This is a genomic window from Collimonas fungivorans Ter331 (genome assembly GCF_000221045.1).
Taxonomy (GTDB): Bacteria; Pseudomonadota; Gammaproteobacteria; order Burkholderiales; family Burkholderiaceae_D; genus Collimonas; species Collimonas fungivorans_A.
The window spans coordinates 4,762,782-4,784,221 of record NC_015856.1 but is presented as its reverse complement, the minus strand read 5'-3'; the positions used below and the strand labels follow the sequence as shown (position 1 = coordinate 4,784,221).

Sequence of the window (21,440 nt, the reverse complement as noted above, 5' to 3'; positions counted from 1 at the left end):
GGCCGCCGCCATGGTTTGCTACACTTGGCTTGCTACAACTCGATTAAAAATCCGCGACCAGCGTCACGCTGAAAGTGCGTGGGGCGCTGACATAGAACGACGGCGCCGATGCCGGCGCATTCGAACCGATCGCAACGGCATTAGTGGTGAACTGGCTGCCGCTGCCGGAACTGAGGTTCAGGTACTGCTTGTCAAAGATATTGTTGAGATTGAAACGCACCGTCGGTTTCTTCAGCCAGGTCGACGACGGGAAGGTGTAGCCGGCGCCGGCGTTGAATACCGTATAGCCGCCCAGGCTGTCGTCGTTGACCAGCGTGGTGTAGCGCTTGCCGGTGTATTTGGCCTGTCCGAACAGGTACCAGCTGTCCTGCGCGTATTGCAGGCTCATGCCGCTCAGCCAGTTCGGCGTATCGGGGAATTCCTTGCCGCCGGTGGGCAGTGCGAAATTGGCGGCAAACGGCATGTCGCTCTTCATCTTGCTCTTGATGTAGGACAGCGATCCGTACAGGCTCAGGTTCTTGCTGAGCGAGTAACCCGATTCCAGCTCGAAGCCCTTGGAGGTGGAATCGCCGACGTTGAAGTCGGTGCGGTTGCCGGTATCCGGATTGTAGGAAGTGGCTATGCGGTTTTTGTAATCGACATAAAACACTGAACTGGAGAATGTCCATTTGTCGCTTGCATAACGGTAGCCGAGGTCATAGTTCCACGACGTTTCCTTGTCTACCAGCGGGTTGCGCACGGTGCCGCCGGTATAGACGCCGTTGACGATCTTGCCGCCCGAGATCAGGCCGAAATAAGAGAAATTGCCTGGCGCCTTGAAGTTTTTCGCTGCATTGAAGAATACCGATTGCACCTGGTCGAGCTGATAACGGATGCCGACGCTAGGCAGCAGGTCGGAATACGATTTCTGCAAGGTATAGAAGCCGGGCGCGCTCTGGCTCGGGTTGTTGGTGAAATCGCGGTCGATGCTCGAGTAGCGGGCGCCGAGCTGCAGGTTCAGCTTGTCTTGCAGCAGGCTGATATTGTCTTGCAAGAATGCCGATTTGCCGGTGCTGACGGTGAGCGTATCGCGATACTGCACGAAAGAGCCATCCTGGTTGCGCAGCCAGGCGTCGGAATTGTTTTGCCAGACGTCGGCGGAGTTGCCGTTGTTGTCGATAGGCGCAAACGGACCGGTTTGCTGGTGGCGCGCGCGTTCGTACCAGTAGCCGACCATCAGCTTGTGGTTGTCGATCTGCTGGTTGTACTTGAGCGTGACGCCGGGACGATAAGTGCGGGTGCGGCTGCCTTCATAGACGAACACGGTGTCCTTGGTGTCACCGTCGCCGTTGGCGTCGCGCACGCCGCCGCCGAGCAGGGTGCCGGAATTGCCTTCGCTGACGGTTTGCAGCTGGTTGGCGCCGGTGCCGAAGCCGTACCACATGTATGGGTTGACATCGATGCTGGATTGCGGCGCCAGCTGGAAGTGGGCGTTCATGGTGCCTAGCCAGTTCTTGAACGGATTCAGGTTGTAGCCGTAGTACAGGTCTTTGTTGCCGGTGTTGATGCCTGCGTTCGGGCCGTAGGTTGAATCATTTTGCGCGCCAGGGCCGCCCGGCTGATGTATCGGCGGGACGGTGCCGAAATCGAGGTTGCGGCCGTACTGGGCGATCTGCGCCTTGGTCAGCGAACGGTAATTGTTGTTCAGGGCCGAGTTGTACATGAAGCCGGTATCGACGAAGCTGCCGCCGCCCAGGTCCAGCTTGCTGTTGAAGTCGACGTGTTCCTTGTCGGCGCGTCCGGTGCCTTTGAACTTGTCAGCTTGCGCTTTCGAATAGGAGATGAAGAATTTGAAACGATCGTTGAACAGCTTGCCGGAATCGAAGCGCACGTAGCCTTTGCGCAAGTTGTTCGAGCCGAATGTATATTCGGTGCGGAAGCGCTGCTGGTCTTCCGGCGTGCACATGGTCATGCCGATGTTGCCGCCGGATGCGCCGACGTGCGGCGCTTCGGTATCGGTCGAGCCTTGCGTGACGAAGATGTCGCACAGGTTTTCCGCATCGGTGTATTCCTGCGGATAGACGGCGAAGCTGCCGGAATCGTTGACCGGCGCGCCGTTGATGGTAAAGCCGAGCTGGTCGCTGTTGAAGCCGCGCACGCGGACGTTGCCGCCGAACAGGCCGGTGCCGTCCTGGTCGTAGGAATTCACGCCTGGCAGCAGATTGATCATCTGGTAAGGATTGCTGGTGGTGCTCTGTTTTTCCATATAGTCGCGATTGACCGAGCTGCGCGCTTTTGCCGATTCTTCCTGCTGGATCAGGCCGGTGCTCTGGCCGCCGTTATCGCCCTGCACCGTGACCTTGCCGACGTCAGACGTTTCAGCAGCGTAGGCCAGCGGACTGGCGGCGATGAACAAGCCGGATATCAGCAGCGACAGCCGGGTGACTTTGAATTGCATGGCATTACTCCCTGTATGTGTTTTTGGTATGTGTAAACTGGATATTCAAGCTGCCGTTCGTTGTTGCTCTACCCCGCTCCCGGGACAAATTCCAGCTCCGCGCTGAATCTGTGTGTCGTTTCTCCGGCCCAGCTGGATTCGGGAAAAGCGGGAAATGCAGCGCGGTTGATGGTCTTGCGGGCGGCTTCGTCGAGCAGCATCGAGTTCGACGATTCTTCTATGCCTTGCTCCACCAGGCTGCCGTCGCGGTTCAGCACGAACCAGACCTTGACCTTGCCTTGCGGCCGCTGCTGGCTGGCTTCGCGGCCGGTCGGATAGCGTTTGATGCTGTTCAGGTGTGCGCGCACCTTGGAGACATAACCTGCTTCAATGCTGGCGTTGTTTGGTTTGGCTACGGGTGGCGCCGGTTCAGGCGCCGGCGGTGTCGCCGGGGCTGGAGCAGCCGGTGCAGCTACGGCCTTGGGCGGCGCCGCGATTTCTGCGCTGGGGATGGTGCTGACAGGCGCCTGGCTGACCGCCTGCGGCGGTGTCGGCTGCCGGACTGGTTGCGCTACCGGGACTGGCTTGACTACTTGCGGCGGCGTCGGAACCTGCGGCGGTGGCGTGATCACGGGCGGTGCCGGCGGCTCCGGTTCGGTCAAGGCGATCTGCACCAGGGAGTCGTCCGGATGCGGCTCGATCTTCACCACTTTCTGGATGCCGGCAAAGACCAGGATCGCCAGCATGAGTATGGCGGGCAAGGTCGCCAGCGCATCGCGGAAGCGAAACAGGAACGGCATGGTCATCATTGCCTGCATCACGGCTTGCGGGTAGCGATGGAGATCGACTCGAAGCCATTCTGCTTCAGCGTGTCCATCACTTCCACCAGCCGCTGCACCTCGACGCCGCGATCGCTGTTGACGATGACGTTGAGCTTTTCACCATTCTTGCGCGCCAGGTTGAGGCGCGCCGGCAACTCGCTGATCTTGGTGTCGACGCCGTCGACCTGCAGCGCATCGTTGAGGCCGATCGTGATGACCGCCTTGTTTTGCGGCTTCAGGTCCTGCGAGCTGCTGGCGGTCGGTAGATGTGTTTTCAGGCCGAGCGCGGGGATGACGTTGAGACTGATCAGCACAAAAAACACCAGCAGGAACATCATCACGTCGATCATGGGAATGATTTCGACGCGGGCTTTCCGCTTTTTTGGTTCGTCCCAACTACGCATTGCTATACCCCGATGGAAGATGTGCGGCGATAGCGCGAAGTCGCTAACCGCTATAATTTCTATAACTGTCGGCAGAATAGCGATGAATTATTTCGGCAGTATTACAATCGATGACGATGTGGCCGCAACGCCACGTGAGGTTAGTGCCTTGGCAAGGGAAGGAAGGACAGCAGCATCTTGATCGCATAGACCACGATCAGCGAGCCGGTCAGGTCGCCGATGGACATCACGATCAGGCCCGACCAGAAATGGTAGGAGACGCCGCGCAGGACGAACCACAGCAGCTGCAGCAGCGGGTTGGTCAGCCCGTACAGCAGGATGCAGGCCAGCAGGCGAGTGGTGGTCAGGTTGCTCAGCGACGGCTGCAGGCGCATTCCCTGTAATGTGAACCTATAGGCAAGGTAAGGCGCCAGCGCCGAGATGATGCTGTAGCCGACGGTGGTGACCGGATCGCCCGGGAACAGGGCGTAGACGCTGGAAGCCAGCAGCGAGCCGATCAGGATGCCCAGCACGCCCGCTTCGGCAAACAGCAAGGTGCAGATGAGCCGGATCCCTGCCGGCAGGTAGATCCAGGCGATCCCCTGGGCGAACTCGATGTGCTTGAACAGCCAGTCGTTGGTCATGTACACCAGCATATAGACGATCGCCGTGCTGCCGACCGTCAGCAGGTTGAGACGCAGTTTCGCGGCGGGAGAGGGGGTGGTGGACATGACGCGCGTATCTTACCGAAGTATCCGCGCCGGCGCAGGAAGATACTTGCGACGAGCCTGAAATGACGGGTATGATCGATATGAATTTAACAGCGTTGGCAAACCGATTGCGGCAGCAGCTTACAATATGGCCATGGAAAAAAATAATCGACCGGCAGATATCTACGTGCGTTTCCTGCAGCTGGCGAATGCCTTGCGCGGCTTGCCGTCGCTGCCATCGCTGGACCCTCTGGAAGACCGCATCCTGGCCTTCGTCGCTCGCGCAGGCCAAGCCCGCGAACGGCTGTCGGTGCGCGACATGATGGCGCAAAGCGAACTCGGTTCGCCGGCCATGCTGCACGCGCGCCTGAAATCGATGCGGGAAAAGGGCTGGATCGTCTTGAGCGATACCGACGATACGCGCCGCAAGCAGGTGGAACTGAGCCAGGCTGCCTGGCTGCATTTCGACAAGCTTTCGAAGTGCTTGCTGCAGGCGACGCGGGATACCGGTAAATAGCCGGTCCCGATATTCTCAAGCGGGTTTAATTTTTCGCCAGCATGCTCAGGGCCACCGCTTCCGCCACCCGGATACCGTCAATCGCCGCCGACATGATGCCGCCGGCATAACCGGCGCCTTCGCCGGCCGGAAACAATCCAGTTGTATTCAAGCTTTGCAGGCTATCGTCGTGGCGTTTGATGCGCACCGGCGACGAAGTGCGGGTCTCGACCCCGGTCAGCACCGCATCGGTCATGGCGAAACCGCGGATCTGTTTGTCGAAAGCCGGCAAGGCTTCGCGGATGGCGGCAATCGCATAGTCGGGCAAGGCGGTGCTGAGGTCGCCCAGCAGGACGCCGGGTTTGTAGGAAGGGGTCACCGAACCGAGCGCAGTCGATGGCCGGCCGGCGATGAAGTCACCTACCAGCTGGCCGGGTGCATCGTAGGTGCCGCCGCCCAGTTCAAAGGCGCGCGATTCCCATTGCCGCTGGAAGTCTATGCCCGCCAGCGGATGGCCAGGATAATCGGCCGGCGTGATGCCGACCACGATGCCGCTGTTGGCGTTGCGTTCGTTGCGCGAGTACTGGCTCATGCCGTTGGTCACTACCCGTCCCGGTTCCGAAGTGGCAGCCACCACGGTGCCGCCCGGGCACATGCAGAAACTGTAGACGGCACGCCCGTTCTCGCAATGGTGCACCAGCTTGTAATCGGCAGCGCCGAGGATAGGATGACCGGCGCTGGGGCCGAAGCGGCATTTGTCGATCAGGGATTGCGGATGTTCGATGCGGAAGCCGAGCGAGAACGGCTTGGCTTCGATATACACGCCGCGGTCGTACAGCATCTGAAATGTGTCGCGGGCGCTGTGGCCGATCGCCAGCACCACATGGTCGGTGACGATGGTTTCGCCGCCGGCGAGCACCACCGCGCGTACCTGGCCGCTATCGTTTTTCCACTCGATGTCGATATCCTCGACCTTTTGCTGGAAACGGAACTCGCCGCCCAGCGCTTCGATGCTGGCGCGCATCTGCTCCACCATCTTGACCAGCCGGAAAGTGCCGATGTGCGGCTTGCTGACGTACATGATTTCGTCCGGCGCATCGGCCTTGACGAATTCGGTCAGCACCTTGCGGCCGTAGTGCTTGGGATCCTTGATCTGGGTCCACAGCTTGCCGTCGGAAAACGTGCCGGCGCCGCCTTCGCCGAACTGGACGTTGGATTCCGGCTGCAGTTCGCGCTTGCGCCACAGTCCCCAGGTATCCTTGGTGCGCTCGCGCACTGCCTTGCCGCGCTCCAGGATGATCGGATTGAACCCCATCTGCGCCAGGATCAGGCCGGCAAACAGGCCGCATGGCCCGGTGCCGATCACCACCGGCCGCGATTTCAGCTGGCTCGGCGCTTGCGCTACGAAACGATAATTGGTGTCGGGCGTCGGCGCCACGGTGCGGTCGCGCGCCAGGCGCTTGAGTACGGCGTCCTCATCCTTGAGCTCGACGTCCACGCTGTAAGTCAGGATCACCGCGGATTTCTTGCGGGCATCGTAGCTGCGGCGGAAAATTGTGTAACCGAGCATTTCCTCTGCGGCGATTCCCAGCCGCCCCAGGATCGCTGCGTGCAAGGCGTCTTCGGGGTGGTCGAGGGGGAGTTGTACTTCGTTCAATCGCAACATGGGTATTTCCGGGAAGTCAGATGGAGGCAGGCCGCTGTTTCTACACCGAGCGGCGGTTGCCCCGCAATATTTTATAAAACGACAATGCCGTGCGGCAGGCCGCCATTTTACCTTAGGGAGGGCGCAATGGCAGCCGGCAAGCCATTCAGGCGCTGGTGCAGCCTGTATCTTTTGGAAACACAAAATAACAAGCCGCTACATGGTTATCGCCTATATTTTAGTCATCACCCGATGGGTCTAAACGAAGGAGATACCGAATGAAAATCAAATCAATTTTATGCGTCAGCGTGCTGGCGCTGAGCGCAGGCCTGGTGACGCCGCTGACCCAGGTCCAGGCGGCAACTTATGTCGGGGTCCAGATCGGACAGCCGCCGCCGCCGCGTTATGAAGTGGTGCCGCCATCGCGTGCCGGTTATGTCTGGGCGCCCGGATACTGGCGCTGGAACGGCCGCCGCCATGTGTGGATGGGCGGCAGCTGGATGAGGGCGCGGCCGGGTTACCGTTACGTGCCGCCGCGCTGGGAACGCGGTCCGCGCGGCGACTGGCAGATGCGGCCATACCGCTGGGATCGTTAAGCAGATCATCAAGCAGCAAGAGGGCGCCGAGAGGCGCCCTTTTTCATTGGCGCGGAGGGCCGCTGCGGCGTCGCTCTTTCAGCAGAAAACGCGCCGGATCGAGCGCCGCCGCCAGCTCGGCTTCGATCGGCAGCGGTTCTCCGTTCAGCTGCGACGCCAGCAGTTCTGCCGCCAGCGGCGCCCAGATCAAGCCGCGCGAGGCATAACCCAGCAGGCTGTACAAACCAGGAAAGCGGGGCAGGTCTTTCAGCTTTGCTTCGCGCACAGGACTTGCCCCGTTTTTATCCGGCAAGGCGCCTACCAGCGGCAGGCGGTCGCTGGCCACGCAGCGGAAACCGACGCGTCCGGCCAGCGGCGCCTGGCCAGGTTGCCAGCCGGGCAGGATGTTTGCCAGGCGCGCCAGGTTGTGGTCCTGGCTGTCGCGGCGCAGCGCCGTTTCGCCATCCTCGTCATAGGAAGCGCCTACGCTGCAGCTCCCCTCATAAGCAGGGGTCAGGTAGGCTTCACCGCATATCACCGGCTTGATGGCAGGAACTTGCCCGGCATCGAGGTAGGTAACTTGGCCGCGGATGGCGCTCAAGGGCAAATCTTCCGTTTGCGGAAACTGCAGGGCCTGGCAGGCATTCGCCAGGATCACCACCGGTGCAGCGGCTATTTTTGCGCCTTGCCGGTCGCGTATGGTCCAGCCGTCCTGACCATGTTCGAGGATGGCGGCATGCCGTCCGAAATGGGTTTGCAGCTGCTCGCCGCAGCTGTCCAGCATGGCTTGGCAAAGGCTGCGCGGCTGCACCCAGCCGGCGGCCGGGAAAAACCAGGCGCCGCCGCTGACCGGGCAGCCGGCAACGCGGCTGGCGCTTGCCTGGTCCAGCCATTGCGCATAGTCGGCTGGATAACGCCAGTAATCAGCCAGTTGCTGCTGGTGCTCGGCATGTGCGGCATCGCGGGCGATCTGCAGGACGCCGCAAGCTGCGCCGTCAAATGCGCCGCCGATACCGCCCAGCTGGCGCCAGGACTGCAAGGCGAACAGATAGGCGCTGCGGCTGAGGCGCGAGCCGGGATTGTCGTCGCGCGACAGCAGCGGCATGAAAATGCCGGCGCTGTTGCCGGATGCCTGTTGCGCCGGCGCCGTGTGGCTTTCGACCAGATCGACGCTCCAGCCGCGCTGCACCAGGTGCTGGCAGGCTGCGCTGCCGGCGAGGCCGGCGCCGATGACAATCGCGCGGCGGTCGTGGTGGACAGGTGCAGCCGCCGAGCGTGCGGTGAAGCGCGGGTTAAAACGGGCGCTGCGTTCGTCGCTGCTGTCAAACAGGAATCCTGCTTGCTCCAATTGTTTGCGGGCTGCCGCTTCCGCTCCCGCAATGTTCAAGCTGGCGTGTCCGGCAGCCAGCCTGCCCAACGTGCCCAGCACCGGCAAAGACCATTCCCGCCAACGGTTTCCATGCAAGCAGAAGGCATCCACTTTTGCGACTATCTGGCGCAGGCAGGCGGCGCCGTCGCCGATCATCAGCGTCAGGACCAGTTGTCCCTGTTGCAGGAAAATCCGATGAAAGCCAGGCACCGCCGGCGGCCATGCTGCGCACAGCTCGGTGCATAAGGCCTGCCACTCCGGATGTTTTTCCGCGATTTGCTGCAGTTCGGTATGTGCGGCAAGTTGCGGCAGCAGCGCCAGGTAATGCAGCTGCCGCGGACGCCGGGAATCGCTGCGCCACGCTTGCCAGGCGGCGAAAAAATGTTCGCCGCGCCCGAACTCGCTGTCCAGCAGGACGAAGCTGTCCCGCCCGCGCCAATCAAGCGCGTAGTCTGCCGATGGCGTATCCGTGACCGTCATGGCGCCGCGTCAGTAAACTCGGCTTACGGTATAACCGCGTTGCCGCAGCATCGCCAGCACGCTGTTTTTACCGACCAGGTGCAGCATGCCGATACCGATGAATGCATGCGGCGTCGCACTCGTCAGTCTGGCTATGCCGTCGGCCAGGCCTGGATTGCGTTTGTCCAGCAAGGCGCGTTGCACGAACTTGCCGGTGAAAGTGTCGTCGCTGGTCAGTTCCGCCAGCATGGCCGCCAGGCCGTCGACATCGCCGTTGCGCCACAGCGTCATCAGCTGCAATGAGCGCTGCGCCTTGGCCGGATCCAGTATCTCGTCAATGCTGTCTTGCAGGAACTGGATCTGCTCGGCCGGCGTCAGCTTGCCCAGCAAGGACAGCTGCTGCTCCGCGGTTTCCAGTTCGACCACGGGCTTGCCCTGTTTTTTCGCATACGCAGCTAAGGTGACGTCGACCCCGTACTGCGCCAGATAACCCTGATGGGTGTATTCGCTGAAGCCGAGCATGGTCGCCAGCAGCCACGGTTTCATGCTGGCCACGGCGTCCAGCGTCAGGCCGTATTTTTCCAGCAGCGGATTGAGCTGCTGCAGCAGCGGCGGCGGCAGTTCCTGCGCCAGCGATTTGCCGTTGGGGTAGATGCCGTATTTGGTCATCAGCTCGGCCAGTCCCTGGGCATTGCCGGGATCGATTTCCAGCGCGATGGCAGACGAGTGTTGCATCGCTTGCAAGACTTTGTCATCGAAAGGATAAAAATCGGCGCGGCCGACATGGATAGTGCCAAATACATAAGCACTGTGGCCGGCGCGCTGTATCTTGAACATGGCGCCGCCCTGGCGGGCGGGTGCGGCAGTTGCCGCGGAATCTGCCTGGGCCGGCAGCGCCAGCAGGCTTAACGGCAACCAGCACAATGTCACTATAATCTGACGAAGCACACTTTCTCCTAAAAACGAATGCACGGCACAATGGCAAAGAATACTACAGCGCTTTGGCTGTTCGACCTCGACAATACCCTGCATGACGCTTCGCACGCCATTTTCCCAGCGATTCACCACAATATGAACGCCTTCATGGCGCGCACCCTGGGCAGCGAAGGCGTCGACGCCGATGCCGCCACGGTGAATGCCGCCCGCGAGATGTACTGGCGGCGTTACGGAGCGACCTTGCTGGGCCTGGTCAAGCACCACCAGGTGCGGCCCGCGGATTTCCTGCGCGAAGCGCACCGTTTCGACGACCTGCTGGGCATGATCCGGGCCGAACGCGGCCTGATCAGCTTGCTCAAGCGCCTGCCGGGACGCAAGGTCCTGCTGACCAACGCGCCACTGCGCTACTCGGGCGACGTCTTGCGCCACTTGCGTCTGCAACGCCACTTCGGCAAGCACATCTCGATCGAATCCATGCATGTGCATCGCCAATTGCGGCCGAAACCTTCGCGCCACCTGCTGCGCCAGCTGCTGGCGCGGGAAAAGGTCGCTGCGCGCCGCTGCGTCCTGGTGGAAGATACGATCGCCACGCTCAAGGCGGCCAAATCGGTCGGCATGCGCACGGCCTGGGTAACGCAATACCTGGCCGACCAGTCAAATGTGATAAAGCGCCCCAAATACGTCGATGTCAAAGTAAAATCGGTGCGACAGCTGGCCAGGAATCTGCACCGCTTGCGTTAGGGACCATTAGGCGGCTGGACCCGGCTGGCTCGGCGCCGGGCAGGGAGCCGGCACAGTTTTTTACCTCCATCATTATTAAAATAAAAATCATGGCAACTACCAAACCCGGCGAGCGCAAACTCCAGATTCTCCAGACCCTGGCGACCATGCTGGAACAGCCCAAGGGCGAAAAAATCACCACCGCCGCGCTGGCGGCCAAGATCGAGGTGTCGGAGGCGGCGCTGTACCGGCATTTCGCCAGCAAGGCGCAGATGTTCGAAGGCCTGATCGATTTTATCGAGACCAGCGTGTTCGGCCTGGTCAACCAGATTACCGAGCAACAGGAAAAAGGCTTGCACCAGGCGCAGGCGATTGCCCTGATGCTGCTCAATTTCGCCGAGCGCAATCCAGGCATGACCCGGGTCATGATCGGCGATGCGCTGGTCAATGAAGACGAACGCCTGCAGTTGCGCATGAACCAGTTCGTCGACCGCATCGAACTGGCGCTGAAACAGGCGCTGCGGATCGCCGCCTCGCAAGGGGAAGCGAATGAAGCGGAAGCGGCCTTGCGCGCCAATATCCTGACCAGCTTCGTGCTGGGACGCTGGCAGCGTTTCGCCAAAAGCCGTTTCCAGCACAAGCCTGGCGACGACGCCGCTCAGCAGATCGCGCTGATGCTGGTTTAAATTCTTTGCTAATATCTCTTGGCAGAACGATATCAGCGTTGCCGGGAAACGTCGGCGCTAAACCTACAATGGAGCAGTTCAGATGAAAAAAGCATGGTTGGGGACTTCCGTTTCCGCAGCATTGGCAATCACCCTGGCCGCCGGCAGCGCGCATGCCCAGATCAAGGTCGGCGTGAGCGTTTCCGCCACCGGTCCGGCGGCCTCGCTGGGCATTCCGGAAAAAAATACCTTCGCCCTGTTGCCGAAGGAGATCGCCGGGCAGAAAGTGCAATACATCGTGCTCGACGACGCCACCGACAGCACCACGGCTGTCAAGAATGCGCGCAAGCTGGTCAGCGAAGAAAAGGTCGACCTGCTGATCGGTTCGACCGCGGTTCCCGGTTCGCTGGCGATGAGCGATGTGGCCGCGGAATCGGGCACGCCGATGATTTCGATGGCGGCTTCGGCTGCCCTGGTCGAGCCGGTCGACGCCAAGCGCCGCTGGATTTTCAAGACCCCGCAAAACGATTCGCACATGGCGACCGCGATCATTGCCCACATGGCCGATGCCGGCGTCAAGAGCGTGGCCTTCATCGGCTTTTCTGACGCCTACGGCGAAGGCTGGTACCGCGAATTCTCCAAGCTGGCCGAACTGCGCAAGATCAAGATTGTCGCCAACGAGCGCTTCGCCCGCAACGACACTTCGGTCACCGGGCAAGTGCTGAAGATGGTCAGCGCCAATCCCGACGCCATCCTGATCGCCGGCGCCGGCACGCCTGCCGCCTTGCCGCAGAAGACACTGAAGGAACGCGGTTACAAAGGCAAGATCTACCAGACCCACGGCGTCGCCAATAATGACTTCCTGCGCGTCTGCGGCAAGGATTGCGAAGGCACTTTCCTGCCGGCCGGACCGTTGCTGGTGGCCGAGCAGCTGCCGGACAGCAATCCGGTCAAGAAATCGGCCATGGCTTACCGCACCGCTTATGAAAAAGCCTATGGCGCCGGCAGCATTTCGACCTTCGGCGGACACGCCTGGGATGCCGGCATGCTGCTGGGTGCAGCCACGCCGCAAGCGCTGAAAAAAGGCCAGCCGGGCAGCAAGGAATTCCGCGCCGGGTTGCGCGACGCTATCGAAGCCATCAAGAACCTGCCGGTATCGCAAGGCATCGTCAACATGAGCGCTACCGACCACGTCGGTTTCGACCAGCGCGCACGGGTGATGGTGGAGATTGTCAACGGCAAGTGGAAACTGATAGGCGCTGCGCAGTAGATGGATCTCTCAATTGCCGCCATCCTGGCTCAGGACGGCATCACCAGCGGCGCCGTATATGCGTTGCTGGCATTGGCGCTGGTGCTGGTGTTCTCGGTCACGCGCGTCATCTTTATCCCGCAAGGTGAGTTCGTCGCTTTCGGCGCGTTGACGCTGGCGGCGATCCAGGCCGACAAGTTTCCGCTGTCTGCGACCTTGCTGGTGGCGCTCGGCGCCTTGAGTTTTATCCAGGAAGCGGCGGCCGTGATGTTCGGCCGTAGCGGCGAAACCCGCAAAGTCAGGCAAATCGGCGTCGCCTTGCTGAAGTTTGTGCTGCTGCCGCTGGCCATCTATGCCGTCACCCGCTGGTATGGCCATGCGACGTTGGCGATGCCGCTGCAAGTGCTGCTGACTTTGCTGATCGTGGTGCCGATGGGACCGATGATCTACCGGCTGGCGTTCCAGCCGCTGGCCGAAGCCAGCACCCTGGTGCTGCTGATCGTATCGGTGGCAGTGCATTACGCCCTGATCGGCATCGGCCTGCTGATGTTCGGCGCCGAAGGTTCGCGCACCACGCCGTTTTCCGACGCCCGTTTCGACATCGGCGGCCTGACCGTTTCCGGCCAGAGCTGTGTGATCATCGCGGTTTCACTGTTGCTGATCATTGCGCTCTATCTTTATTTCGAACGCACCTTGTCCGGCAAGGCTTTGCGCGCTACCGCCGTTAACCGGCTCGGCGCGCGCCTGGTCGGCATCGGCACCGCGCAAGCGGGGCGCCTGGCGTTCACGCTGGCCGCTGCACTGGGCGCCTTGTGCGGCATCCTGATCGCACCGTTGACTACCGTGTACTACGACAGCGGTTTCCTGATCGGCCTGAAGGGTTTTGTCGGAGCCATCATCGGCGGCCTCGGCAGTTACCCGGTCGCGGCCGCCGGCGCCTTGCTGGTGGGTTTGCTGGAATCGTATTCCTCGTTCTGGGCCAGCGCGTTCAAGGAAGTGATCGTGTTTACGCTGATTATCCCGGTGCTGCTGTGGCGTTCGCTGACCAGCAAGCAAGTGGATGAGGGCGATCAGTGATGCCTAAATTCTCTTTTGCCAGCCTGCCGTTGATTGGTTTTGTGCTGCTCCTGGCTTTGCTGCCAATCTTGCCGACGCCGGAATTCTGGATCACCCTGGCCAACTACATCGGGCTCTATGCGATTGTTGCATTGGGCCTGGTGCTGCTGACCGGGGTGGGTGGCCTGACTTCGTTCGGCCAGGCTGCTTTTGTCGGCCTTGGCGCTTACTCCACTGCTTACCTGAGCACACAGCTCGGCCTGTCGCCCTGGATTGGCTTGCTGGCCGGCCTGGGCGTGACAACACTGGCGGCGCTGGCCATCGGCGCCATCACCATGCGCCTGTCCGGCCATTTTCTGCCGCTCGGCACCATCGCCTGGGCGCTGTCGCTGTATTTCCTGTTCGGCAATCTCGAATTCCTCGGTAAATACGATGGCTTGAACGGCATCCCCGCCATCAGCCTGTTCGGCCTCGAACTCGACAGCGGCCGCAAGATGTTTTACCTGATCTGGGCGATCCTGCTGGTGGCGCTGGCCGGTTTGCAAAACCTGTTGAACTCGCGCTCGGGCCGCGCCATCCGCGCGCTCAACGGCGGCGCCGTGATGGCCGAGGCGATGGGTGTCAACACGGCCTGGATCAAAATACTGATTTTTGTGCTGGCGGCGCTGCTGGCCAGCATCTCCGGCTGGCTGTACGCGCATCTGCAGCGTTCGGTAAGCCCGACGCCGTTCGGGCTCAACGCCGGCATCGAATACTTGTTCATGGCGGTGGTCGGCGGCGCCGGTTACCTGTGGGGCGCGATCCTCGGATCGGCATTGCTGACCTTGCTGAAGGATCAGTTGCAATCGCTGCTGCCGAGGCTGCTGGGCGCCAACGGCAATTTCGAAACCATCGTGTTCGGCATCATGATGGTGCTGCTGTTGCAGCGCGCGCGCGACGGCCTGTGGCCATATCTGCGCAAATGGATGCCGAGCAAACCGACGGCGCTGGCGCCGCCATCTGCTACGTCGCTGGCCACCCGGAGCCGGCATGCGGATGCCGCAGTGGTGCTGGAGATAGAGCAGGCGCGCAAGGAATTCGGCGGCCTGGTGGCGGTCAACGACATGAGTTTCAGCGTCAGGGCGGGACAGATCGTCGGTTTGATCGGACCCAACGGCGCCGGCAAATCCACCATGTTCAACCTGGTTACAGGGGTCTTGCCGTTGACCGGCGGTTCGATCAGGTTCCGCGCCCAGGACGGCTTGCAGCAGATTTCGGGCCTGGCATCGCGCCAGATCGTCGCGCGCGGCATCGCCCGTACTTTCCAGCATGTTCGGCTGATGGGCAGCATGACGGTGCTTGAGAACGTCGCCATCGGCGCCCACCTGCGCGCCCGTCGCAGCGACCTCGGCGGCATCGCGCGCAGCCTGCTGCGGCTTAACCGCGGTGAAGAACAGAGCTTGCTGTTCGAGGCGAAAAAACAATTGGAGCGGGTCGGCCTCGGGCACTTGCTGTACGAAGAAGCCGGCAGCCTGGCGCTGGGCCAGCAGCGGATCCTGGAAATCGCGCGGGCGCTGTGCTGCGATCCGACCTTGCTGCTGCTGGATGAACCGGCGGCAGGTTTGCGCTACCAGGAGAAGCTGGCGCTGGCGGATCTGCTGCGCAAGCTGAAGGCGGAAGGGATGAGCATTTTGCTGGTAGAGCACGATATGGATTTTGTCATGAACCTGACCGACCGGCTGGTGGTGATGGAATTCGGCAGCAAGATTGCCGAAGGTTTGCCGGCTGAAATACAGCAGGACCCGGCGGTGCTGGAAGCCTACCTGGGAGGCATCGATGAGTAATCATGCTGCTTCTCCAGTGCTTGACGTCGCCGACCTGCACGTTGCCTACGGCAAGGTGGAAGCCTTGCACGGCGCCAGCCTGCAAGTCGGCGCCGGCCAGATCGTGACCGTGATCGGCCCCAACGGCGCCGGCAAGTCGACCATGCTGAATGCGATCGCCGGCGCCATGCCGAACAACGGCAGCATGCGCGGCAAGGTCCGTCTGCTGGGTGAAAATATCGACGGCATGGCGGTCGAAACCCGGGTTGCGCGCGGCATGTGCCTGGTGCCGGAAACGCGCGAACTGTTTGCCAGCATGACGGTGCAAGACAATCTGCTGCTGGGTGGCTACCGCCGCTACAAGGCCGGCGACCGCGCTTACGCCGACCAGATGGCAGTGGTGTACGAGCTGTTCCCGCGCCTGCAGGAGAGGCGCCGCCAGCAGGCCGGCAGCCTGTCCGGCGGCGAACGGCAGATGCTGGCGCTGGGGCGGGCCTTGATGGCCAAGCCGCAGCTGCTGATGCTGGACGAGCCCAGCCTCGGCCTGGCGCCGCTGATCGTGAAAGAGATTTTCCACATCATCGTGAACCTGAAGCAGACCGGGGTGGCGATCCTGCTGGTCGAGCAAAACGCCCGCGCCGCCTTGCAGGTTGCCGATTACGCCTATGTACTGGAAACCGGCGACATGGTGCTGCAGGGACCGGCGGCGGAACTGGCGCACGATCCGAAGGTGATAGACACTTATCTCGGGCTGGCGAAAAAAAGCGGCTGACCGGAGGTCGGGCGGCTTTCTGCAGGCTCGCTGCTTCTGTGATAAATTCTCAGCTCGCTCAAGTTGGAAGTATGAATTTGAGCGAAACGTTCTCAGGGCGGGGTGCGATTCCCCACCGGCGGTAATTGCGTGCAATGCGCATAGCCCGCGAGCGCTTGTCGCAGTGTCGCTAGAAAGACGCGTCGCGGCAAGGTCAGCAGACCCGGTGCGATCCCGGGGCCGACGGTATAGTCCGGATAAAGAGAGAACAGGTTGCGTGGCGCCTACAGGAGTCGACCAGTGTCTTGCTGCCCGGGCGGCGGCTATGCCGTTGCCAACGGCGGTTGATACCGATGGATTTCGCATGGGTACGCGCTTCCTTTCGATCCAACACGCCCTGTTTTATTCATTTAAACAGGAGTAGTCAAATGCAACAGCAGCACAATCCCGCAGTCGATAGATCAAAAACGCCCTGCGGTGAACGCATCGCTTTCATCCAGGCCGGCTGGCACCGCGACATCGTGGATCAATGCCGGATCGCCTTCATCGCTGAAATCGCCAAGGCCGGCTACAGCGAACAGGACATCGATTTCTTCGAAGTCGCCGGCGCTTTCGAGATTCCCTTGCACGCCAAGCTGCTGGCTAACAGCAGCCGTTATGCCGCCGTGGTGGCGACCGGGCTGGTGGTGGACGGCGGCATCTATCGCCATGAGTTCGTGGCGCAGGCGGTGATCAGCGGCCTGATGCAAGTGCAGCTGGAAACCGGCGTGCCGGTGCTGTCGGCAGTATTGACGCCGCATCATTTCCACGCCGGCGAAGAGCATCATAAATATTTCTTCGAGCATTTCCTGGTGAAGGGCGCGGAAGCTGCGCGCGCCTGCGCCGACACCATCCAGAAACTGCGGCTCCTGAAATCCGGCCAGCCTGCCGTACGCGCCTTGCACAGCGCCTGATAAGGCAACTTGCCATCGCCTGCCGAAGCAATGGCAGGCGATGGCATTGCCGCTGCAGGCGACAATCAGATGTTGTCTTCGATTTGCGGAATGGTCGAACCCTTTGCCAGCGTGATGCGGGTGCGTTTCAACAACGGTTGCTGCGGCGCGCTGTTATCCGCGGCGAGCGGTTTCACCTTGTTGAACACCACTACAATGTTGTCGCTGGTCACGGTGGCCGAGGCGTAGCCCTGGGCATCGTGGTCGACGTAGGCAAAGTCGGGATTGAATCCCTTTAACAGGCTGTCGAAGATCTGCGGCGTCTGCACCAGCGCGCCGAGCAAGGGATTGACTGTCGCCGCGCCGGATTTGATGTAGTTGTAAAACGACTGGCTGCTGATGCCTGCCGCCAGGAAATCCACCAGCACCGGGGTGCTGCCCGGATCGGCCGGATTGGCGCGCACCACGCCGCACTGGAAGGCATGCAGGTCGCCTGTGATGGCCACCACGTTCTTGATGTTTTGCGTATCCAGGTAAGACAGCAGCTCGGCCTTGTGGCTGGGATAACCGTCCCATGAATCGCAGTTGATCACATACAGCTGGTTGTAGGGCGCCGGGATGCCCAGCGCCGGCGGCGACAGGTCAGCCCACATGCGGTTCAGCATGATTTCATTGCCCCATACTTTCCAGGTTGCGTCCGAATTCTTCAGGGTGTCTTTCCACCATTGCGTCTGGGTGGTGCCGAGTATCGACGGCGGTCGTCCCAGCTTGGCGGTTTCCTGCGCTTCCATCTGCAGCAGGGTGGCGCGCGGCACGAAGTAGCGTGCGCCTATCGAATCGTCGCCGTTGACCGGATCATGCCCGGCCTGCTGCGCCACCGACTGTTCGCTGACGATGTGGTCGTCCCGGTACAGGCGCTCGTCGGTCATCACCAGGTGCACCAGCTGGCCGAAGCGGAAATCGCGGTAGATGCGGATGTTCTGGTAGCTGCTGTTGTTGAGGTCGAACGACAGGTCGCCGAAATCGATAGGCGTGTATTCGGCCCAGGCTTGGGTGGCGCTGCGCCGGCGCGTCGTTTCCTGCTTGTTCTGGTTGGTGTAGACCTGGTGGTCCTGCCAGCAGTCGTCGGAGAATTCGTGGTCGTCCCAGATCGCAATCACCGGGAATTTGTGATGGATGCCCTGCAGGCGCGCGTCGGTCTTGTAAGTGCGGTACAGGGTGCGGTAATCGTTGACCGTATTGGCGTACACGCCGCCGCCCGGGTGGGCCAGGCCGTTGGGCAAGGTGATCGGCTGGTGCGCCGGTTCGGCGCCGCCGGTCTGGAATGAAGCACCCACGGTTTCGTAGATGTAGTCGCCGACGTGCACCACAAAATCCAGGTTTTCCTGCGCCAGCAGGGACATGGCCTGCCAGTGGTTGACCGACCAGTCCTGGCAGGTGAACCAGGCGAAGCGCACCTGGCTGTTGCTGGCGCTGGCGAGCGGCGCGGTTTTGGTCTGGGCGACTACGCTGACGTCGCTGCCGGCGGTAAAACGGTAGTAATAAGCGGTGTCGGGCTTGAGCTGCGTTATTTTCGCGCGCACCGTGAAGTCATAGTCGGCGACGGCGTTTAGGTTGGCTTGCGCAGCCAGAGCGGAAAAGTCTGGCGTGGCCGAGACTTCCAGCCGTACGGCAATTGCATCTGCGGCGATGGCGCCATTGTTGCGCACTACGCGGGCCCAGAACACTATGCTGTTTTCCTTCGGGTCGCCAGAAGCAATGCCCTGAGGAAACGCGAATTTCCCCGTGCTGCCATCGCTGGTGCTGCCGCCGCATGCGCTCAGCAATCCCGTGCTTGCCGCAACCACCGTAAAAAATGCCGAACCCTTCAAAAACTGTCTGCGTTTCATGTTTTGTCTCCCGCTTATCGTTATGTGATGTTGACCGAATCTTGTGACGAGACGATAACAAAGCGTAATTTAATGCAGCGGGAGAAATTGGAGGAAGAAATTCTGGCAATAAGAGCGATATGTCTAATCACGCATTTGGCAATTGCATAAAATGCCGATCAATGTGTGGTTTGCTTCGCCTCAGGAATGGCTGCGTTGTCCGCAAACCGGGCAGCTTGCATCGCGGGCGACGCCGATACGGGTCCATTCCATGCTGCGCGCATCCAGCATCAGCAGGAAACCGGACAGGGAGGTGCCGATGCCGGCGATCAGCTTGAGCGCTTCGGCCGCCTGCATGCTGCCGATGATGCCGACCAGCGGCGCGAAGACGCCCATGGTGGAACAGGCGACTTCTTCGAATTCCCGGTCCGGCGGGAACAGGCAGGCGTAACAGGGGGAGCTGGGGTCGCGCGCGTCGAACACGCTCAGCTGGCCGTCGAACTGGATCGCCGCACCCGAAACCAGCGGCACCTGATGGGCGACGCAAGCGCTGTTGATGGCTTGCCGCGTGGCGAAGTTGTCGCTGCAGTCGATCACCACATCGGCAGCGCCGATCAGTTCGCCGAGACGCGCCTGGTCGGCACGTTCCGCCAGCGCCGCCACCTGGATGTCGGGATTGATTTGCGCCAGCGCGGTTTTGCCGGACGCCACCTTGGCCTGGCCGATCCGGTCGCTGGTATGGAGGATCTGCCGCTGCAGGTTGGTCAGGTCGACGCTGTCGTTATCCACCAGCGTGATGCGGCCGACGCCGGCCGACGCCAGATACATGGCCACCGGCGAACCGAGGCCGCCGGCGCCGATGATCAGCGCGTGCGCCGCCAGGAATTTTTCCTGGCCGGCTATGTCGATGTCATCCAGCAGGATGTGGCGCGAATAACGGAGTAGTTGCTGGTCGTTCATAAAGTAGGGTGGGCAGGTTTTTCTGCCCACGCGGCGCCGGGATGGGCATTGTCGGTGAATTTAAGGTCACGCGTGGGCACGAGTGCCCACCCTACGTGTAGCGTGAAAAACGATTATTTTTTTTCGTCCTTCGGTTCATCCTTGCGGATGATGGCGCCGTCCGCCGGGGCTGGCTTGTCGTCTTTCGACGGCTTGCTGTCCTTGTCGCCTTCCGAACGGTTGTCAGGTTTCACCTTGGATACCTGCACCGGCAATCCCTTCAGCTGATTCAAGGCCTGGGCCAGCTGGAAATCGTCCTTGCTGCCGAACTCCAATGGCTTGCGTTTCTTTTCGGCGGCGGCAATGCGTTGCGCTTCTTCCAGCTCGTCGACCTTGGGCGCCTTGACTTCCGGACCCTTGTCGGTATCGTTGCTCAGGTGCTTGGTCAGGTCGGCTTCGCGCAGGCGCAGGCCGTTCAGGCCGTCGCCGTCGGCGTATTCATCCACCATCACGTCCGGCACGATGCCCTTGGCCTGGATCGAGCGGCCGTTCGGTGTGTAGTAACGGGCGGTGGTCAGCTTGACTGCGGTATTGCGGTCCGGCGGCAGGGCGATCACCGATTGCACCGAACCCTTGCCGAAGGTCTGTGTGCCCATGATGGTGGCGCGCTTATAGTCTTGCAGGGCGCCGGCCACGATTTCCGAAGCGGAGGCGGAACCGGTATTGACCAGCACTACCATCGGCACTTTCTTCAGCGCTTCCGGCAGGCGCGCCAGCGGGTCATTGCCCGGGTTGGCGTAATACTCGCGTTTGGCGTAGAACGAAGCCTTGGAGCTTGGCAGCTGGCCGTTGGTGGTGACCACCACCGAATCCTTCGGCAGGAAAGCTGCGGAAACGCCGATCGCACCCGGCAATACGCCGCCCGGATCGTTGCGCAAATCCAGCACCAGGCCCTTCAGGTTCGGCTCCTGGGCGTAGATGGCGGCGATTTTCTTGGCCATGTCATCCACCGTCGGTTCCTGGAACTGGGTCACGCGCAGCCAGGCATAACCCGGCTCGATCACTTTGCCTTTCACGCTTTGCACGCGGATTTCCTGGCGCGTGATGCTGAAGATCAGCGGCTTGTCTTCATCCTTGCGCGAGATGGTCAGGGCGATCTTGGTGTTGGGCTCGCCGCGCATGCGCTTGACCGCCTGCTCCAGGGTCAGGCCCTTGACCGGGGTGGAATCGAGGCGGGTGATCAGGTCGCCGGCCTTGATCCCGGCGCGGTAGGCCGGCGAATCCTCGATCGGCGACACCACCTTGATGTAGCCGTCTTCCATGCCGACTTCGATGCCCAGGCCGACAAACTTGCCCTGGGTGCTCTCGCGCAGCTCCTTGTAGGCCTTCTTGTCGAGGTAGGCGGAATGCGGGTCGAGCGAGGCCACCATGCCCGAAATGGCTTCGGTCAGCAGTTTCTTGTCGTCGGCCGGCTCCACGTAATCGGACTTGATCAGGCCGAAAACATCGGCCAGCTGCCGCAACTCCTCCAGCGGCAATGGCGCTGCGGCACTTTTCTGCGCAATGGCATCGAACTGGATGGAGGCGCCTATCCCTGCGATGACGCCAAGACTGATTAGACCGATATTCTTGAGTTTACTGCCCATGT

The 21,440-nt window shown here is 61.3% G+C and carries 19 protein-coding genes and 1 riboswitch; of the genes, 9 read left to right on the top strand and 10 right to left on the bottom strand.

The features are described 5' to 3' along the window. Window positions 1-43 precede the first annotated feature (43 nt). The 4 genes from CFU_RS21250 to CFU_RS21235 all read right to left on the bottom strand — a co-directional run bounded on the left by CFU_RS21250 (window position 44) and on the right by CFU_RS21235 (window position 4,351). Window positions 44-2,437, bottom strand: a complete 2,394-nt coding sequence (locus tag CFU_RS21250; RefSeq protein WP_014008058.1) for a TonB-dependent receptor — start codon at window positions 2,435-2,437, stop codon at window positions 44-46. Between the two features lie 68 nt (window positions 2,438-2,505). Next, the gene (locus CFU_RS21245; RefSeq protein ID WP_238531355.1) at window positions 2,506-3,234 is read right to left on the bottom strand and encodes a TonB family protein; all 729 of its coding nucleotides are present in this window, start codon (window positions 3,232-3,234) and stop codon (window positions 2,506-2,508) included. Beyond that, window positions 3,234-3,641 carry an ExbD/TolR family protein gene (locus CFU_RS21240; RefSeq protein ID WP_014008056.1) on the bottom strand — a complete coding sequence of 136 codons (408 nt, stop codon included), beginning with the start codon at window positions 3,639-3,641 and terminating at the stop codon, window positions 3,234-3,236. The genes CFU_RS21245 and CFU_RS21240 overlap by 1 nt, the downstream gene beginning before the upstream one ends. 140 nt (window positions 3,642-3,781) lie before the next feature. Further along, window positions 3,782-4,351: an MASE1 domain-containing protein gene (locus tag CFU_RS21235; RefSeq protein WP_014008055.1), complete on the bottom strand. Its 570-nt coding sequence runs from the start codon at window positions 4,349-4,351 to the stop codon at window positions 3,782-3,784. A 133-nt stretch (window positions 4,352-4,484) separates the two neighbouring features. Between CFU_RS21235 and CFU_RS21230 the strand changes: the two genes are divergently transcribed. Continuing rightward, window positions 4,485-4,847: a hypothetical protein gene (locus CFU_RS21230; protein WP_041743752.1), complete on the top strand. Its 363-nt coding sequence runs from the start codon at window positions 4,485-4,487 to the stop codon at window positions 4,845-4,847. A 25-nt stretch (window positions 4,848-4,872) separates the two neighbouring features. On the opposite strand, the gene CFU_RS21225 is transcribed toward CFU_RS21230, so the two are convergent. Beyond that, window positions 4,873-6,492 carry an NAD(P)/FAD-dependent oxidoreductase gene (locus CFU_RS21225; protein WP_014008053.1) on the bottom strand — a complete coding sequence of 540 codons (1,620 nt, stop codon included), beginning with the start codon at window positions 6,490-6,492 and terminating at the stop codon, window positions 4,873-4,875. A gap of 257 nt (window positions 6,493-6,749) precedes the next feature. Here CFU_RS21225 and CFU_RS21220 point away from each other — a divergent pair, with 257 nt between their 5' ends. After that, entirely contained in the window at window positions 6,750-7,067 is a 318-nt protein-coding gene (locus CFU_RS21220) for a YXWGXW repeat-containing protein (RefSeq protein WP_014008052.1), read from the top strand. 43 nt (window positions 7,068-7,110) lie between these two features. Here CFU_RS21220 and mnmC read toward each other — a convergent pair whose 3' ends face one another. Both mnmC and CFU_RS21210 read right to left on the bottom strand, forming a co-directional pair. Further along, complete coding sequence (gene mnmC, locus CFU_RS21215; protein WP_014008051.1) at window positions 7,111-8,895, bottom strand: FAD-dependent 5-carboxymethylaminomethyl-2-thiouridine(34) oxidoreductase MnmC; 1,785 nt, start codon at window positions 8,893-8,895, stop codon at window positions 7,111-7,113. Between the two features lie 9 nt (window positions 8,896-8,904). Further along, on the bottom strand, window positions 8,905-9,822 hold the full coding sequence (locus tag CFU_RS21210) for a TraB/GumN family protein (RefSeq protein WP_041742614.1): 918 nt from the start codon (window positions 9,820-9,822) through the stop codon (window positions 8,905-8,907). A 30-nt stretch (window positions 9,823-9,852) separates the two neighbouring features. Here CFU_RS21210 and CFU_RS21205 point away from each other — a divergent pair, with 30 nt between their 5' ends. From CFU_RS21205 to CFU_RS21175, 7 genes are all read left to right on the top strand, one after another. After that, window positions 9,853-10,551: an HAD-IA family hydrolase gene (locus tag CFU_RS21205; protein WP_041742612.1), complete on the top strand. Its 699-nt coding sequence runs from the start codon at window positions 9,853-9,855 to the stop codon at window positions 10,549-10,551. Between the two features lie 89 nt (window positions 10,552-10,640). Beyond that, entirely contained in the window at window positions 10,641-11,216 is a 576-nt protein-coding gene (slmA, locus tag CFU_RS21200) for a nucleoid occlusion factor SlmA (protein ID WP_014008048.1), read from the top strand. Window positions 11,217-11,298: 82 nt separating this feature from the next. Next, a complete protein-coding gene (locus CFU_RS21195) occupies window positions 11,299-12,465 on the top strand; it encodes an ABC transporter substrate-binding protein (protein ID WP_014008047.1) in 1,167 nt (388 codons plus the stop codon). Beyond that, the gene (locus CFU_RS21190) at window positions 12,466-13,521 is read left to right on the top strand and encodes a branched-chain amino acid ABC transporter permease (protein ID WP_014008046.1); all 1,056 of its coding nucleotides are present in this window, start codon (window positions 12,466-12,468) and stop codon (window positions 13,519-13,521) included. It begins immediately after the preceding gene. Next, window positions 13,521-15,323, top strand: coding sequence for an ABC transporter permease subunit (locus tag CFU_RS21185; protein WP_041742610.1), 1,803 nt, complete (start codon window positions 13,521-13,523; stop codon window positions 15,321-15,323). The genes CFU_RS21190 and CFU_RS21185 overlap by 1 nt, the downstream gene beginning before the upstream one ends. Further along, a complete protein-coding gene (locus CFU_RS21180; RefSeq protein WP_014008044.1) occupies window positions 15,316-16,074 on the top strand; it encodes an ABC transporter ATP-binding protein in 759 nt (252 codons plus the stop codon). The genes CFU_RS21185 and CFU_RS21180 overlap by 8 nt, the downstream gene beginning before the upstream one ends. A gap of 84 nt (window positions 16,075-16,158) precedes the next feature. After that, a riboswitch (FMN riboswitch) is annotated at window positions 16,159-16,327 on the top strand. A gap of 154 nt (window positions 16,328-16,481) precedes the next feature. Next, the gene (locus CFU_RS21175; RefSeq protein WP_041742608.1) at window positions 16,482-17,006 is read left to right on the top strand and encodes a 6,7-dimethyl-8-ribityllumazine synthase; all 525 of its coding nucleotides are present in this window, start codon (window positions 16,482-16,484) and stop codon (window positions 17,004-17,006) included. A gap of 65 nt (window positions 17,007-17,071) precedes the next feature. Here CFU_RS21175 and CFU_RS21170 read toward each other — a convergent pair whose 3' ends face one another. The 3 genes from CFU_RS21170 to CFU_RS21160 all read right to left on the bottom strand — a co-directional run bounded on the left by CFU_RS21170 (window position 17,072) and on the right by CFU_RS21160 (window position 21,438). After that, the gene (locus tag CFU_RS21170; RefSeq protein ID WP_014008042.1) at window positions 17,072-18,874 is read right to left on the bottom strand and encodes an alkaline phosphatase D family protein; all 1,803 of its coding nucleotides are present in this window, start codon (window positions 18,872-18,874) and stop codon (window positions 17,072-17,074) included. A gap of 180 nt (window positions 18,875-19,054) precedes the next feature. Next, window positions 19,055-19,813: a HesA/MoeB/ThiF family protein gene (locus CFU_RS21165; RefSeq protein ID WP_041742606.1), complete on the bottom strand. Its 759-nt coding sequence runs from the start codon at window positions 19,811-19,813 to the stop codon at window positions 19,055-19,057. A 113-nt stretch (window positions 19,814-19,926) separates the two neighbouring features. Further along, window positions 19,927-21,438, bottom strand: a complete 1,512-nt coding sequence (locus tag CFU_RS21160; protein WP_014008040.1) for a S41 family peptidase — start codon at window positions 21,436-21,438, stop codon at window positions 19,927-19,929. Window positions 21,439-21,440 lie beyond the last annotated feature (2 nt).